Origin of the sequence: Sphingopyxis sp. SE2 (assembly GCF_032227185.1) — a bacterium.
GTDB lineage: Bacteria > Pseudomonadota > Alphaproteobacteria > Sphingomonadales > Sphingomonadaceae > Sphingopyxis.
The window spans coordinates 235350-249815 of record NZ_JAPMXW010000009.1 but is presented as its reverse complement, the minus strand read 5'-3'; the positions used below and the strand labels follow the sequence as shown (position 1 = coordinate 249815).

Annotated in this window: 16 protein-coding genes and 1 pseudogene; 16 read left to right on the top strand and 1 reads right to left on the bottom strand. The window is 63.9% G+C overall.

Translation table 11 applies throughout. The features are described 5' to 3' along the window. Positions 1 to 163: 163 nt before the first annotated feature. A pseudogene (locus tag OVY29_RS23720) lies at positions 164 to 403 on the bottom strand (IS110 family transposase); the annotation flags it as partial. Positions 404 to 871: 468 nt separating this feature from the next. Here OVY29_RS23720 and OVY29_RS23715 point away from each other — a divergent pair. The 16 genes from OVY29_RS23715 to OVY29_RS23640 all read left to right on the top strand — a co-directional run bounded on the left by OVY29_RS23715 (position 872) and on the right by OVY29_RS23640 (position 14455). Continuing rightward, positions 872 to 1138: a hypothetical protein gene (locus OVY29_RS23715; protein WP_010405643.1), complete on the top strand. Its 267-nt coding sequence runs from the start codon at positions 872 to 874 to the stop codon at positions 1136 to 1138. A 65-nt stretch (positions 1139 to 1203) separates the two neighbouring features. After that, entirely contained in the window at positions 1204 to 1467 is a 264-nt protein-coding gene (locus OVY29_RS23710) for a DUF2933 domain-containing protein (RefSeq protein ID WP_010405644.1), read from the top strand. Further along, positions 1464 to 2138: a methyltransferase family protein gene (locus OVY29_RS23705; RefSeq protein ID WP_010405645.1), complete on the top strand. Its 675-nt coding sequence runs from the start codon at positions 1464 to 1466 to the stop codon at positions 2136 to 2138. The genes OVY29_RS23710 and OVY29_RS23705 overlap by 4 nt, the downstream gene beginning before the upstream one ends. A 162-nt stretch (positions 2139 to 2300) precedes the next feature. After that, on the top strand, positions 2301 to 3050 hold the full coding sequence (locus OVY29_RS23700; protein WP_375713690.1) for a Bax inhibitor-1/YccA family protein: 750 nt from the start codon (positions 2301 to 2303) through the stop codon (positions 3048 to 3050). Positions 3051 to 3152: 102 nt separating this feature from the next. Continuing rightward, positions 3153 to 5561, top strand: coding sequence for a heavy metal translocating P-type ATPase (locus tag OVY29_RS23695; protein ID WP_010405647.1), 2409 nt, complete (start codon positions 3153 to 3155; stop codon positions 5559 to 5561). Between the two features lie 82 nt (positions 5562 to 5643). Then, positions 5644 to 6408 carry a polyphosphate kinase 2 gene (gene ppk2 / locus OVY29_RS23690; protein WP_313912402.1) on the top strand — a complete coding sequence of 255 codons (765 nt, stop codon included), beginning with the start codon at positions 5644 to 5646 and terminating at the stop codon, positions 6406 to 6408. 212 nt (positions 6409 to 6620) lie between these two features. Beyond that, complete coding sequence (locus OVY29_RS23685) at positions 6621 to 7859, top strand: hypothetical protein (protein ID WP_281822825.1); 1239 nt, start codon at positions 6621 to 6623, stop codon at positions 7857 to 7859. Positions 7860 to 8030: 171 nt separating this feature from the next. Continuing rightward, positions 8031 to 9449, top strand: a complete 1419-nt coding sequence (gene atpD / locus OVY29_RS23680; protein ID WP_313912401.1) for a F0F1 ATP synthase subunit beta — start codon at positions 8031 to 8033, stop codon at positions 9447 to 9449. After that, positions 9446 to 9856, top strand: coding sequence for a F0F1 ATP synthase subunit epsilon (locus tag OVY29_RS23675; RefSeq protein WP_209612887.1), 411 nt, complete (start codon positions 9446 to 9448; stop codon positions 9854 to 9856). Before atpD ends, OVY29_RS23675 begins: the two co-directional genes overlap by 4 nt. Next, on the top strand, positions 9853 to 10134 hold the full coding sequence (locus OVY29_RS23670; protein WP_313912400.1) for an AtpZ/AtpI family protein: 282 nt from the start codon (positions 9853 to 9855) through the stop codon (positions 10132 to 10134). Before OVY29_RS23675 ends, OVY29_RS23670 begins: the two co-directional genes overlap by 4 nt. Beyond that, the gene (locus tag OVY29_RS23665; RefSeq protein ID WP_313912399.1) at positions 10131 to 10397 is read left to right on the top strand and encodes an ATP synthase subunit I; all 267 of its coding nucleotides are present in this window, start codon (positions 10131 to 10133) and stop codon (positions 10395 to 10397) included. Before OVY29_RS23670 ends, OVY29_RS23665 begins: the two co-directional genes overlap by 4 nt. Next, complete coding sequence (locus OVY29_RS23660) at positions 10394 to 11098, top strand: F0F1 ATP synthase subunit A (protein WP_209612886.1); 705 nt, start codon at positions 10394 to 10396, stop codon at positions 11096 to 11098. The genes OVY29_RS23665 and OVY29_RS23660 overlap by 4 nt, the downstream gene beginning before the upstream one ends. Then, entirely contained in the window at positions 11095 to 11337 is a 243-nt protein-coding gene (locus tag OVY29_RS23655) for a F0F1 ATP synthase subunit C (RefSeq protein ID WP_010405656.1), read from the top strand. Before OVY29_RS23660 ends, OVY29_RS23655 begins: the two co-directional genes overlap by 4 nt. Before the next feature lies 1 nt (position 11338). Beyond that, positions 11339 to 12091: a hypothetical protein gene (locus OVY29_RS23650; protein ID WP_209612885.1), complete on the top strand. Its 753-nt coding sequence runs from the start codon at positions 11339 to 11341 to the stop codon at positions 12089 to 12091. After that, positions 12072 to 13592, top strand: coding sequence for a F0F1 ATP synthase subunit alpha (locus OVY29_RS23645; protein ID WP_209612884.1), 1521 nt, complete (start codon positions 12072 to 12074; stop codon positions 13590 to 13592). The genes OVY29_RS23650 and OVY29_RS23645 overlap by 20 nt, the downstream gene beginning before the upstream one ends. Then, positions 13589 to 14455, top strand: a complete 867-nt coding sequence (locus tag OVY29_RS23640; RefSeq protein ID WP_209612883.1) for a F0F1 ATP synthase subunit gamma — start codon at positions 13589 to 13591, stop codon at positions 14453 to 14455. The genes OVY29_RS23645 and OVY29_RS23640 overlap by 4 nt, the downstream gene beginning before the upstream one ends. The last annotated feature ends 11 nt before the right edge of the window (positions 14456 to 14466 follow it).

Here is a 14466-nt window from a genome sequence, read left to right as displayed (position 1 = left end):
CTCCTCTGCTGGTCTATTGACCCGCAGAGGTTCGGCGCCAAATAATGCGAAGCAAGTCGATCCGAAAACAACGAAAATCCGCCAATCAGGCCGCGTTCCTCCGCATTATGGGGACCTCGTGATTAGTCCGCTTATGCTCACCTCGCCATAACTTCACATACGGGCGCACGTACTCCGGCGACATCAATCTGATTTCGTGCCCCTGCGCGGCGAAAAGTCGACCAAGGTGGTGGGCACCACAGCACGCCTCCATTGCAATCACGCAAGCCGGAAGCTTGGTCACGTAATCGATAAGTGTCTGTCGGCGCATCGACTTACGCACGATGACAGCGCCTGCTGCATCAACGCCTACGACACTGCAGGCATTCTTGCCCAAATCAACGCCAAGGATCACAATAGACATCGGTCCGCTCCTTTCCCTTTCAAGCACCAGCATCATACCTGATGCTGGTGAAAAGGGGCGGGCCATCCCATAAGGGGAGGACCCAGCCGGATTCCCGCTCGGCCCTGCACCATAGATAGAGACCGAACATCGCCAGCCCGAAAAGAAGAATCAGGTCAAGAGACAATCCCAGACCGACCGGAATGGCCACGATGTCCGGCAAGGCTCATTGGCCTTGCAGGGCTATGCGCGGCCTCCGAGCGCTTGGCGGCCCCTTATGGCAGCCGCAGCGGATGCGAGGTTCAATGACCACGCGCATCTCTCCCGTACGATGCGGCGGTTTATGGTTGTCACGCCAAGGACTGCGGCATGGGCGATGCCCTCCCGCTGACGGCAGCATCGACCAGCGTCGAGTGACCAAGCCTTGGGTGGAATACGTATAGTGGCTGTCTTCGATCCGGCCCAAATTTGGGGGGAAAGGAAGCCGTCATGACCGATGCAAGCAAGCTCAGTGTGATACGATGTGCCGCGAGCAGCGCTGCCGCTCTTTCCACTGTCTTCGTGCTTTGCTGGCTCGCGGCGACTTTGTTCGGTCCGATCGGGTCACACATGTTTGTGACGATGTTCACGCCAGCTCCGCCGGGATCGTTCGTCGCGCTGGGGGCGGGGTTGTGCTGGTCGATCGTCTTCGGAGCAGCCGTGGGAGGTCTCTTCGCCGCATTCCACAATTGGATCGGTCATTGGCAGCGTCCCTAGGACGGCGCAGCGCAAGTGAGCAATCAGCAATTTTTAACGAGTTCTATATTCAAGGAAACGTGATCATGGAACGGCAACGACCGGCACATACTGGGAAAGAGAATTTCCTGACGTCGCGCGCGGGCATCGTGATGATGGGCTTTCTTGCGCTCGGTTTCGTGCTGCTGTTCACGGAGCATCGCGCGCATGTACTTGGCGCGCTGCCCTTTCTGCTGCTGCTGTCGTGTCCCCTGATGCACCTCTTCATGCATCACGGACATGGGCATAGTCACGATGGAACACCGCAGCCGGGGGCCGATCGTTCGCCCCATGAGGTTCAGGGCCAGTGACGGGCCATGCGCAAGCCTATGGCCTTTGGGATCTCGTCGTCGTCAATGCGGCGGTGTTCATCCTGTTCGCCTACAGTTTCTTCAAGCCGCGAACCACTCGGGACTGGCGATCGTTCAGCGCATTCAGCGCGTTCCTTGTGGCGCTGTTCGTCGAAATGTACGGCTTCCCACTGACCCTCTATGTCCTGTCCGGGTGGCTGCAGAGCCATTATCCCAATATCGACTGGTTCTCACATGATGCCGGGCATCTGCTTGAGATGCTTTTCGGCTGGCGGGCTAATCCGCATGCCGGGCCATTCCATATCATGAGCTTTTTCCTGATCGGCGGCGGGTTCATTCTGATCTCGACAGGTTGGAAGGCGCTGTACGACGCGCAAAAGGTCCACGAGCTCGCGACCCAGGGCATCTATTCCTATGTGCGGCACCCGCAATATGTCGGGTTCGTATTGGTGATATTCGGGTTCCTGCTGCAATGGCCGACGATCCTGACGCTCGCGATGTTCCCGGTGCTCGTCGTCATGTATTTGCGGTTGGCGCGGACCGAGGAGCGTGAGGCGCTGGCCGAATTTGGCGATGCCTATCGTCGCTACACAAAGACCGTTCCACCGTTCGTGCCCCACCTCGCGCGCCTGTTCGGGGCAAAGCGTGACGCAGGAGCGGGTCAGCGATGAATTCCCTACCAGCCGACCGGCGCAAATCCCGAGGGAACCGCTCAGCCGTCCGCCCGGCATCGGGACGCGGCGCACAGACTGGCGCGGCTGCATGTACGGTGCCGGTCGCCTCGCCGAAGTGACTGAACCTTGAAACCGCCACACCGAGAAGGAGCACTGGCTATGGCAGATCCGCTGAAACCGACCACATCGCCGCTTACTGCTGGCAGGAATCCGGTAATCCCCGCGGTCGCCTCCGATGCGGGACTGCGAACATATATGCTCGCAGTCTACAACTACATGGCCAGCGGTCTGTTGTTGACCGGGATCGTCGCGATGTTGGTTGCGAACAGCGCCGGGGTACGCGCCGTGTTTTTCGCCGCGAGCGGCACTCCGACACTGCTCGGATGGATAGCGGTCTTCGCACCGCTCGCCCTCGTCTTCACGCTAAGCGTCGGTATCAACCGGCTGTCCGAACCCACCGTCAAGGCATTGTTCTGGACGTATGCGATCCTGATGGGCGTGTCGCTGTCGACCATCCTTCTCGCCTATACCGGCGTGAGTGTCGCACGCACATTCTTCGTTACGGCCGCAGCCTTCGGAGGCCTGAGCCTGTGGGGGTACACTACCAAGAGGAACCTGTCGGCGTTCGGGACCTTCCTGATCATGGGCGTCGTCGGCCTGCTCATCGCCATGATTGTCAACATGTTCCTGCGGTCGTCCACTTTGGATCTCATCGTCAGCGCGATCGGCGTGCTTCTGTTTGCGGGCCTGACCGCGTTTGACACGCAAAAGATCAAGAGCGTCTACTTCGATGTGGCCGGTACCGAGTTTCGCGGCAAGGCGGTCGTGATGGGAGCGCTGACGCTCTATCTCGACTTCCTCAACCTGTTCCTGTTCCTGCTGCGCTTCATGGGTGATCGGCGGCAATAGGTCAGCCGTGATGACTGGCCCACACGCGCAGGCCTTCGCGGCGGGCGCATCTATGGCTGCCGACCCGTCGGCAGCGCCTTGCCTCGATTTCGGAGACCTGCCTTGAAGACGTCGACCTTCGATCTGCGTGGATCATTCGGAACACTCGACCATCTCGGGGTCGAAAAGCAGTTGCTGCGGGTTCCCGGCGTAACGCGGGTCTCCGCGAACGCCGCCTCCGACAGCGTCACCGTCAGCTTTGATGAAGCGCGCACCAGCGAAGCCGCGATAGAGGAGAAGATCGCGGATTGCGGCTTCCATTGCGGCGGCCGGCTCGTCCCGCGGCATGTGTGCGTGATCGGAAGCACAACCCTGTCCTCTGTCTTGCCCGCCGCGACGCACCCTGCCGATCATCGTTCCGATGGAGTCGCCGCCAAATCGGTTGCTCCCGATCGCAAGCCCGTGACGGCCGAACACGACGCCATGGCGCACGAGATGGGCCATGGCGACGGCAAGGACATGGCGACGATGGCGCGCGACATGCGCAACAGGTTTATCGTCAGCCTCGTTTTTGGCCTGCCGATCTTCGCGCTGTCGCCAATGGGCCTGGACCATCCCCTGCTGAAACCGATGTTCGGACTCAGTCTCGACCTGACCCTGTTCCTGCTTGCCAGCGCCGCGATCCTCTATCCGGTCTGGCCCTTCGTGGTCGCCGCGATCCGCGCGCTTCGAAACGGTGTGCTCAACATGGCGGTGCTCGTCCTGTTGAGCGTCGGTACCGGTTATCTGTTCAGCGTGGCGTCGACATTCCTGTTCAAGGGCCAGCAATTTTACGAGGCTTCCGCGGTCCTGCTCATCTTCATCCTGCTCGGCCATTGGCTGGAGATGCGCGCCCGCGCCGGCGCGTCCCAGGCAATCCGCGCGCTCATGGATCTGGCGCCGCCTATGGCGACCGTGGAGCGCGACGGAAAGGACGTCGAAGTGCCGACCGCGGAGGTACTGGCCGGCGATGTCGTGCTGATCCGGCCGGGCAACAAGATTCCTGTCGACGGCGAAATCCTCGAAGGCAAATCCGAGGTCGACGAGTCGATGCTCACGGGCGAATCGATGCCGGTGTCGAAGGCGCCCGGCGACACAGTGATCGGCGCGACGATCAACCGCAGCGGCAGCTTCCGCTACCGTGCGACCAAGGTGGGCGCCGACACCGCGCTCGCCCAGATCGTCAAGCTCGTCCAGGAAGCGCAGAACTCGAAGGCGCCGGCACAACTGCTCGCCGACCGGGCATCGCAGTGGCTGGTGCTCGCGGCAATTCTGATCGGTCTCGCGACGTTCGCCATCTGGTACTGGATGCTGGGTGGGACACTGCTGTTTGCGCTGACCATGACGATCACGGTCTTCGTGATCGCCTGCCCGGACGCCCTTGGCCTTGCCACGCCGATGGCGATAATGGTCGGCACCGGCCTTGGCGCGATGAACGGCATCCTGTTCAAGAATGCCAGCGCGCTCGAGGATGCGACCAAGCTTGACGTCATCGTGTTCGACAAAACGGGCACGCTCACCATGGGCCGGCCCAACGTTGTCGAGGTTGTCACAGCGGAAGGCATAACCCGGGACGAGGTGCTTCGCATCGCCGGCGCGATCGAGCGCAACTCCGACCACCCGCTTGCGATCGCGGTCCTCGAAGGTGCATCCGGTATCACCCTTCCTGAGACGCGCGACTTTGCCAATATCGAGGGGAAGGGCGCCAGCGCCCAAGTCGAGGGCGCAACCGTGCTGCTTGGCAACCGGCGCCTCATGGATGAAGGAAAAGTCGCGCTGGGTGCCCTCGAGGAACCTGGCGAACGCCTGAAAGGGGCTGGGCGCACCGTCGTCCATGTTGCGCGCGGCGGCGAGATTCTCGGGTTGATCGCCATAGCGGATGCGGCGCGGCCAACCGCGAAGGCGACCGTCGCGGCGCTTCGGGAGCGCGGCGTCAAGGTCGCGATGATTACCGGCGACAACGCCGGCACGGCCAAGCGAATCGCCGATGAGCTTGGCATCGACATCGTCCTTGCCGACGTGCTTCCCGGTCAAAAGGCGGAGAAGGTCAAGGAGCTGCAGGCCCAGGGCCAGCGTGTCGGCATGGTCGGTGACGGAGTCAACGATGCCCCCGCGCTTACCCAGGCCGACGTAGGGTTTGCGATCGGGGCGGGCACTGACGTCGCGATGGAAAGCGCCGATGTCGTCCTGATGAAGAGCGATCCTTATGATATTGTCGGTGCCATAGCGCTCTCACGCGCCACGCTTCGCAAGATGCACCAAAATCTGTGGTGGGCGGTCGGCTACAATGTGATCGCCTTTCCACTCGCGGCAGGTGTGCTCTATCCGGTGCTGCTGAGCCCCGAGGTCGCTGCGCTGGCTATGTCGGGCAGCTCCGCACTCGTCGCGGTCAACGCGCTGCTGCTGAAGCGCACCCGGCTGGCGGGTATCAGTCGGGGCGGCATGAGTCGGGCATCAGCGGTGGAGCACAATGCCGTTGGTGCCGCTGTTTGAGACCGGCCCACGAGTGCGGCCCCGGCCCCTCGCGGCCCGCTACCGTGGTGTGTATGATTGCCGACAGGAGAAAGAACCGGTGGTGAAGGCGAAGAACGAGCCCCGTTACGCCGAGCAGCTGCGCGCGCTCCAGATCGGGCTCACCGCCCTGCAGCGGGGAATTATCGAGGATGGCCGCAAGGTGCTGGTCATCGTTGAAGGGCGCGACGCGGCCGGCAAAGACGGCACGATAAAGCGTGTCGTCGAGCACTTGAGCCCGCGCGAAACCCGCGTGGTGGCACTCGGGCCGCCATCGGATCACGATCGCCGGTCCTGGTATTTCCAGCGCTGGGTCCCTCATCTGCCGGCTGCCGGCGAGATCGTCCTGTTCAATCGGAGCTGGTACAATCGCGCCGGCGTGGAGCGCGTGATGGGGTTTTGCACCGATAAGGAATATGAGGAGTTCCTGACGACCGTGCCGATGTTCGAGCAGTTGCTCGAACATTGCGGGGTCACGTTGGTAAAATATTATCTCGATATCTCGAGGGAGGAGCAGAAGAAGCGCCTGACCGCCCGCCGCGAGGATCCGCTCAAACAGTGGAAGATCAGCCCGATCGACGACCAGGCGAACAAGCGCTGGAAGGCCTACAGCAAGGCGCGCGATGCAATGCTCGCCCGCACGCACAGCATCGCGGCACCCTGGACGGTGGTTCGCGGGGACGACAAGCATCAGGCACGCCTCGCACTGATCAGGGATCTGCTGACCCGGCTGGGGGAAACGGATTCTGATCGCTATGGCCACCCTGATCCCAACACCGCCTTCCTTTATGACGATGCCGCCCGAGAACAGGGGCTGATCGCGCAGTGAGCGGGCCTTTTGCGTCATCACGCGGCGGGCGAGGTCGTCGTCGCTCACGTGAAATGAAATTTGCATGAGCCAAAGAAGGATCAGGCTATGTCGCTGGGTCCCGTCGCTATTCCAGGGAACGCGATAGCGTGCCGAGCCTAGAGGAAACCAGGATCTCAAGCCTGCAGAACGGATGTCTGGAATGCGTGTGTCTGACCTTGGATCGCCTCGCCTTGAGCGACGCGCTCATCTTGGAGACGGGCGATCTGGCGATGGGGGCGTCATTTCTGGAAACGCGCCCGCATCTGTTTTCGGACGTGGCGGTGTTCATCAATGCATCCCAGCTCGCCGGGATGCGGCGCATCATCGCCGCGATCGAGACGGTCGCGCGCCACCCGGATTATCTGGCCGCCACCATGGACTGGGCGCCCCCGAGTGCTCGACAGGACTTTGGTCCGCACGGCGTCTTCATGGGCTATGACTTCCATCTGAGCGAGCGCGGCCCGGCCCTGATCGAAATAAATACCAATGCTGGCGGAGCAATGTTGAATGCCGTGCTCGCGCGGGCACAACGAGTCTGCTGCCCTTCCGAGTCGACAGATTTTCTTGGCGCAGATTCGTTCGAGGCCGTGGTCGCGGCCATGTTCTCGAAGGAATGGCGCTATCAACGCGGCAGCGGCGAACCGGTCTCCATCGCCATCGTCGATGACGATCCCGTATCGCAATATCTGTTTCCCGAATTTCTGCTGACCCGCCATATGCTGGAGCGGGCCGGCCATAGCGTCTGCATCGCCGATCCTTCTGAATTCGACTATGCGTCCGGCACTCTCCGCTATGGGGACCGGAATGTGGATCTCATCTACAACCGGCTCGTCGATTTCTCGCTCGATCGACCCGAGCACTCGGCATTGCGAGCGGCATATCTTGACGGCTCGGTGGTCGTAACGCCCAATCCCCATGTCCACGCGAAATTCGCGGACAAGCGCAATCTCACCCTGCTGTCCGACACCGCGCTGCTGCGGGAATGGGGTTTCGACCAGGCAATAGTCGACACGCTTGATACCGGCATTCCGGCAACCGAACGGGTCGACGAGGCTTCCGCCAAGCGGCTTTGGGCCGGCCGCAGGCAATTCTTCTTCAAGCCAGCGGGAGGCTATGGAAGCAAAGCGGCGTATCGTGGCGACAAGCTGACGAAATCGGTATGGGCCGAGATACTGGAGAGCGACTACGTCGCCCAAGCCTATGTGCGGCCAAGCGAGCGGACCATCCGGCTGGATGGAGAGATGGTCAAGCGCAAGATCGACGTCCGTCTCTACACCTATGATGGGGAGCCGCTTGTTGCCGCTGCACGACTATATCAGGGCCAAACCACCAATATGCGCACCGCCGGTGGTGGTTTCGCGCCGGTGCTGCTGACGGGCGGCGGCGATCCGTCGCAGGACTGCGACAGGTGCGCCACCGGCGAGGCGTGAGCCGGACAGAGCATCGGAATTGGCGTCCTGGAATTCGGGACGCATCAAACTTCGCCAGACCGGTTTGCATGAGCGATCCGGCGAAGCCGCGGCGCAGAGACGAGCATCCGTATTGTCCCGCATATCGATGGCGCCCGATCTCGCTTTAGCTCCCGTTATGAGAAGCTTGAGATGAGCAGCGCGGCAACCGACATCGATAAGGCGAGCGGACGCGTCTGCGCGATCCGCGGTCCCGTGCTCGACGTGGAATTTGCCGCCGGCTCGCTCCCGCCAGTCAACGATGCGCTGCGCATCGCAACCCCAACGGGAATGCACATCGCCGAGGTGCAGAGCCATGTCGACGCGCGGACCGTCCGAGCGGTCGCACTCCAGACCACCAGCGGACTCGCGCGCGGCGTCCACGTCGAGGCCACGGGTGCGGCGATCATGGTCCCGGTCGGCGATGCGGTCCTGGGCCGCCTGCTCGATGCCACCGGCGTCCTCGGCGACGGTGGGGCAGCGCTTCCCGTGGACGTTCCGCTTCGCCCAATCCATCGCCAACCGCCGCCACTCGATGTCCAGAGCACAGCGACGACGATGTTCGAGACCGGGATCAAGGTGATCGATCTGCTTGCGCCGCTCGCGCAGGGCGGCAAAGCGGCGATGTTCGGCGGCGCCGGGGTTGGCAAGACCGTGCTGGTGATGGAACTGATCAACGCCATGGTCGCGCGCTACGAGGGCGTGTCTGTCTTTGCGGGTATCGGCGAGCGCTCGCGCGAAGGGCATGAACTGCTCACCGACATGCGCACGTCCGGCGTGATCGCGAAGACCGTGCTGGTCTTCGGACAGATGAATGAGCCGCCGGGCGCGCGCTGGCGGGTCGGTCTGACCGCGCTTACCATCGCCGAATATTTTCGCGACGAGCAGAAGCGCAATGTGCTGCTGTTGATGGATAATGTCTTCCGCTTCGTCCAGGCGGGCAGCGAAGTCTCGGGACTCTTGGGCCGGATGCCGTCGCGGGTGGGCTATCAGCCGACGCTTGCGAGCGAAGTCGCGGCGCTCCAGGAGCGGATCGCCTCGGTTGCGGGAGCATCGGTGACCGCGATTGAAGCGGTCTATGTGCCCGCCGATGATTTCACCGATCCGGCCGTGACGGCGATCTCGGCGCATCTCGACAGCAATGTGCTCCTGTCGCGCAGCATGGCCGCGGAGGGCATGTACCCGGCGATCGATCCGCTTGCGTCAACCTCGATCCTGCTCGATCCGCTGGTCGTGGGCGAGAACCATTATGCGCTGGCCCAAAAAGTCCGCGAGACGATAGCCCATTATCGCGAGCTGCAGGACATCATCGCGCTGCTCGGCATGGAAGAGCTGGGACAGGAGGATCGGCTAATCGTTGGTCGTGCCCGCCGGCTCCAGCGCTTCCTGACGCAGCCTTTTGCCGTAACGCAGGCGTTTACAGGCCAGCCCGGACGATCCGTGCCGCTTCACGCCACGCTCGAAGGCGTGCGCGCCATCCTCGCCGGCGAGACCGACGATTGGCCCGAAAGCGCCTTCTATATGGTCGGAGACCTGGAAGAGGCACGCGGCAAGGTGGGGCCCAGGCCATGAGGCTGCGCATCACTGATCCCACCGCGATCATGGTCGACCGAGAGGTCGCTGCGATCCGCGCGGAGGATGCCACGGGGAGCTTTGGCATCCTGAACGGCCACGCCGATTTCCTGACCGCGCTCGACATCTCGGTCGTCTCCTGGCGCGACATGGAAGGTCGCGCCGGCTACTGCGCGGTGCGCAACGGCATTCTGACGGTGAGTGGCGGCAAGGAGGTCGAGATCGCGACGCGCGAGGCGCATGTCGGCGACGATCTCGACGAACTCGAGACCGTAGTGCTTAGGGGTTACCGGGAGCGCGGCGACGCCGAACGCAGCGGCCGCACCGCTGCGACGCGGCTGCGCATGCGCGCGATCCGGCGCATGGTCGAGGCGCTGCAGGGCGGGCCGGCGGAGATCGGTCTATGACCGAGGATCTGCCACCCGAGCAGGAACGGCTCGTGGACGCCGTCAAACAGCGCGCCGAACGTCGACGCAGGGCGCGGGGATTGCCCTCTTTTGCGCCCAATTTCGGCCAGATTGGTGTGCTTGGCTGGCAGGTCGTCGTGCCGGCGCTGATCGCGCTCGCGATCGGGCGCTGGCTCGACCATCGGCTGTCCAGCGGCATCTTCTGGACCGCGCCGCTGCTGATCCTGGGCGTGAGCCTGGGCTGCTGGTCGGCCTGGAAGTGGATCGGGCGGCAATGACGCCCTGGGCCGTCCTCCTGTTTCTGCTGCTCGGCGCCGCTGCCGGAACAGCACATTACCTCGCTATCGCGAAGGATGCTGACCTGCTCGTCCATGGCGGATCGCTCATGCTGTCGCTCGGCCTGCGGCTCGGCCGGATGCTTCTGACGCTCGGCGTGCTGCTCGTTGCCGCAAGGCAGGGCTGGGGGGACCTACTTGCGGCTGCGGCCGGGTTCATGGCGGCGCGACAGGTCGTGCTCCACCGACTGGGAGCGGTGTCATGAAGATCGCCTCGCCGCTCGAAAGCCATATTCTGTTCACGATCGGACCGGTTCCGATCAGCCAGCCGGTCGTCACGACATGGGGCATCATGGCGGTGCTGACGATCGGCTGTTGGTTACTGACCCGGCGGCTCGGTCTTCGTCCCACCAAGACCCAGGCGGCGCTGGAACTGGTGGTCGATGTGATCGCGCGCCAGATTCGCGAGACGATGGAAGCGGAACCCCAGCCCTATCTGCCTTTGATCGGGACGCTTTTCATCTTCCTGCTGGTCGCAAACTGGTCATCGCTCTTGCCGGGCGTCGAACCGCCTACGGCGGCCCTTGAAACCGATGCGGCGCTGGCCTTGATCGTGTTCGGCGCGACGCTCTGGTTCGGTGTCCGGGCGCTTGGCGCGCGCGGTTATCTGCGCAGTTTCGCGCAGCCGTCGATTCTGCTCGCGCCGCTCAATCTCGTTGAACTGTTTACCCGCAGCTTCTCCCTGATGGTGCGCCTGTTCGGCAATGTCATGAGCGGCGTGTTCATGATCGGCGTCGTGCTGAGCCTTGCGGGGTTGCTCGTACCGATCCCGCTAATGGCGCTCGAGATGCTGACAGGAGCCGTCCAGGCCTACATCTTCGGCGCGCTCGCAATGGTCTTTATCGGCAGCGCCATCAGCGAAGCGAACCCATCCCCGAAAGCGCCGAACCACGAGGTCTCTTCATGAACTGGATCCACATCGTCAGCATCCTCGGCGCGGCGTTCGCCATCGCCATCGGCGCGATCGCGCCGGCACTCGCCCAGGGCAAGGCGGTCGCCGCAGCGATGGATGCGATCGCCCGCCAGCCAGAGGCGGCGAACACCGTCTCGCGCACCCTGTTCGTCGGCCTGGCCATGATCGAGACGATGGCGATCTATTGTCTCGTGATCGCGCTGCTGCTGCTCTTCGCCAATCCCTTCGCCTGACATGCGTATCGACTGGTGGACGCTGGCGCTGCAGGCGATCAACGTCGTCATCCTCGTCTGGCTGCTCGCACGCTTTCTGTTTCGTCCGGTGATGGGGGCTATCGCCGCGCGCCAGACCGCTATGGACCAGCTGCTCGCCGATGCGGAGTCTGCAAAGGCAGCTGCGCTCAAGCAGGAAGCGGACCTCAAGGCGCAGAGCGACGCCTTCGCCGCCGATGGAGACGCACGCCGGACAGATTTGCTGGCCAGCATAGAGGCCGAGCGCAGCCGCCTCCTGGATGCGGCCAGGACCGAGACCGATGCAAAAGCGAAGCTGGCGCTTGCTTCTGTCGAGGACGCGCAAAAGGGCATGGCGATACAGCTAGAGGAAAAAGCGGCGGTGCTCGCGGGACAGATGGCGTCTGCGTTGCTGCACCGGCTACCGGCCGGGGCCACCACCGATATGATGTTCGCTGCCCTGCTCGAACGGATCGAACGCCTGCCGATCGAGGAACGCCGGGCCCTGGCCGGTGACGCTCCTCTCGCCATCGTGACGCCGGCCGCGCTCGATGGGGAGGCCCAGGCGCGGTGCGTGCAAAAGCTCGCAGAGGCGCTGCCGGGGCTTGCAGCACCGACTTTCACCGTCGATCCCGCGCTGATTGCCGGGTTCGAGCTCCATGGACCGCACATGCTCGTCCGCAACAGCTGGCGAGCCGATCTCGACACGCAGCTGGCGGCACTCAAGGAGGACGATCATGCCGGGCTCCGCGGATGAATGGCTTGCCCGGGCCGCGACGCGCGTGGCCGCGGCGGAAATCGGCGCACAGGTCCGCCAGATCGGCCGCGTCGAATCCATCGGCGATGGCGTAGCGCTGGTCTCGGGTTTGGCGGAGGCCCGGCTCGACGAATTGCTGCAGTTTGCCGGAGGTCAGGCGGGCTTCGTACAAACGCTCGACCGCGATCGCATCGGCTGCGTGATGCTCGAGGATGCTGACAGCATCGAGGCGGGGGACATCGTCTCGGGCACCGGCGCAGTGGTGCGCACGCAAGTGGGGCGGGGACTGCTCGGCCGTATCGTCGATCCACTCGGCCGGCCACTCGACGGCGGGCCGGCGATCGTCGCCGAGCGGTTCGAGCCGGTGGAGCGTCCCGCGCCGTCGATTATCGAGCGCGACCTCGTCGTTCAGCCGGTGCAGACCGGGATATTGGTCATCGACGCGATGTTCGCGCTCGGCCGCGGCCAGCGCGAGCTGATCCTGGGCGACCGCGCGACCGGCAAGACCGCGCTCGCCGTCGATGCGATCATCAACCAGCGGTCGAGCGACATGATATGCATCTATGTCGCGATCGGCCAGAAATCCTCCAGTGTCGCGCGCGTGATCGATCAGGTGCGCCGCCATGGCGCGCCGGAACGCTGCATCTTCGTGGTCGCGAGCCCGGCTTCCGCACCGGGGTTGCAATGGGTCGCGCCATTTGCCGCGTTCACCATGGCGGAATATTTCCGCGATCAGGGCGGTCATGCGCTCGTCGTGCTCGACGACCTCACCAGGCATGCCGCCACGCACCGCGAGATCGCGCTGCTGACCGGCCAGCCGCCCGGACGCGAGGCCTATCCGGGCGACGTTTTCTACCTCCATTCGCGGCTGCTGGAGCGCGCCGCCCGGATGTCGCCCGAAAAGGGCGGCGGTTCGCTCACGGCGCTGCCGATTGCGGAGACCGATGCCGGCAATGTCAGCGCCTATATCCCGACCAACCTGATCTCGATCACCGACGGGCAGATCGTGCTCGACACCCGGTTGTTCGCCGAAGGCCACAAACCCGCGGTCGATGTCGGCACCAGCGTCAGCCGCGTAGGCGGCAAGACGCAGGCCCGGGCGTTGCGGGACGCGAGCGGCACGATGCGGCTCGACTATGCCCAGTTCCTCGAGCTCGAGATGTTCACCCGCTTCGGCGAGCAGCCGGAGCCGCGCGTGAAGGCCCAGATCGAGCGTGGCAGGCGGCTGCGCGCATTGCTCGCCCAGCCGCGCTTCGAGCCTCTGCGGGTCGTGGATCAGGTGGCGCTGGCGATCGCGCTCACCGAGGGCCTCCTGGATGCCGTGGCGATCCCCGACATCGCTGCGATCCGCGCGGCGCTGCCGTCATGGCTCGATGCCAATGCGTCCGCTCTCGTCGGGCAGGTCGAGGATAAGGGGACAATGGATGCGGACTTGCGCGCCGCATTGTTGGCGGCCCTACAGCGGATGAACGCCGGCTCCAGCGCCGGCGCCGCGATATGAGCGATCGTCTGGCCGATGTAGGGCGACGGATTGCAACGGTGCGGCAACTCGGTGCGGTGGTCAATGCGATGCGCGGCATCGCCGGCGCCCGTGCCCAGCAGGGCCGCGCGTTGTTGCCCGCGATCCGCGCCTATGCCGCGACGGCGGGTCATGCGATTGGGAAGGCGCGGCAGCTACAAACAGGATCTTCTGCACCCCCGCTGAACACCCCAAAGGGCAAGGCCGGTCTTATCGTCTTCGGCGCGGAGCAGGGGTTCGCGGGCGCCTTTCCAGAGCAGATATTGAACGCAGCTGCGAGCGATTCCCAAGTGGCGCACATCTTCCTCGTCGGCGACCGTGCCGCCGCGCTTGCTGCCGAGCGGTCACTGCCCGTCGCTTGGGCCACCAGCCTTCCCAGTCGCGCCGCTGCGCTTGCCGATATGGCAACCGAGCTGCTCGCCGCCCTCTACGACTATGTGGCCGTGGCCGGCGCGGTCCCGGTCGCAATGATCTATCCGGTCTGGACGGCAGGGCATGGTGCATCGGTCGTCCGCCGTAGTCTCTTGCCGCTCGATCCCGACATGTTTCCGCCGGAACCGACGGGGTCGATACCCCTGATTAATCTGCCCGCCGGCGACCTCGTCGAGCGCTTGGCCCAGGAATATGTCTTCGCCCAGTTATGCGAAGCGGCCACCGAGGCGTTCGCCGCTGAAAACGAGGCTCGCATGGCGACGATGGCTGCCGCGAAAACCAATATCGACGCCAGACTCCAGGCGCTTGAACGCGAGGAACGGCTGACGCGCCAGGAGGAAATCACCGCCGAGGTGGTTGAACTCGCGGCCGGAGCACGCGCACGCGGCCGAACCCGGACGGTATCGGAGTAGGGCTCTGAGTT

What these genes read in the sequence shown, in the direction of transcription:
- OVY29_RS23675 (WP_209612887.1), top strand. Translation starts at nt 9,446, where the DNA reads ATGAGGCTGCGCATCACTGATCCCACCGCGATCATGGTCGACCGAGAG.
- OVY29_RS23665 (WP_313912399.1), top strand. Translation starts at nt 10,131, where the DNA reads ATGACGCCCTGGGCCGTCCTCCTGTTTCTGCTGCTCGGCGCCGCTGCC.
- OVY29_RS23640 (WP_209612883.1), top strand. Translation starts at nt 13,589, where the DNA reads ATGAGCGATCGTCTGGCCGATGTAGGGCGACGGATTGCAACGGTGCGG.
- OVY29_RS23650 (WP_209612885.1), top strand. Translation starts at nt 11,339, where the DNA reads ATGCGTATCGACTGGTGGACGCTGGCGCTGCAGGCGATCAACGTCGTC.
- OVY29_RS23670 (WP_313912400.1), top strand. Translation starts at nt 9,853, where the DNA reads ATGACCGAGGATCTGCCACCCGAGCAGGAACGGCTCGTGGACGCCGTC.
- OVY29_RS23710 (WP_010405644.1), top strand. Translation starts at nt 1,204, where the DNA reads ATGGAACGGCAACGACCGGCACATACTGGGAAAGAGAATTTCCTGACG.
- OVY29_RS23660 (WP_209612886.1), top strand. Translation starts at nt 10,394, where the DNA reads ATGAAGATCGCCTCGCCGCTCGAAAGCCATATTCTGTTCACGATCGGA.
- OVY29_RS23700 (WP_375713690.1), top strand. Translation starts at nt 2,301, where the DNA reads ATGGCAGATCCGCTGAAACCGACCACATCGCCGCTTACTGCTGGCAGG.
- OVY29_RS23655 (WP_010405656.1), top strand. Translation starts at nt 11,095, where the DNA reads ATGAACTGGATCCACATCGTCAGCATCCTCGGCGCGGCGTTCGCCATC.
- atpD (WP_313912401.1), top strand. Translation starts at nt 8,031, where the DNA reads ATGAGCAGCGCGGCAACCGACATCGATAAGGCGAGCGGACGCGTCTGC.
- OVY29_RS23715 (WP_010405643.1), top strand. Translation starts at nt 872, where the DNA reads ATGACCGATGCAAGCAAGCTCAGTGTGATACGATGTGCCGCGAGCAGC.
- OVY29_RS23645 (WP_209612884.1), top strand. Translation starts at nt 12,072, where the DNA reads ATGCCGGGCTCCGCGGATGAATGGCTTGCCCGGGCCGCGACGCGCGTG.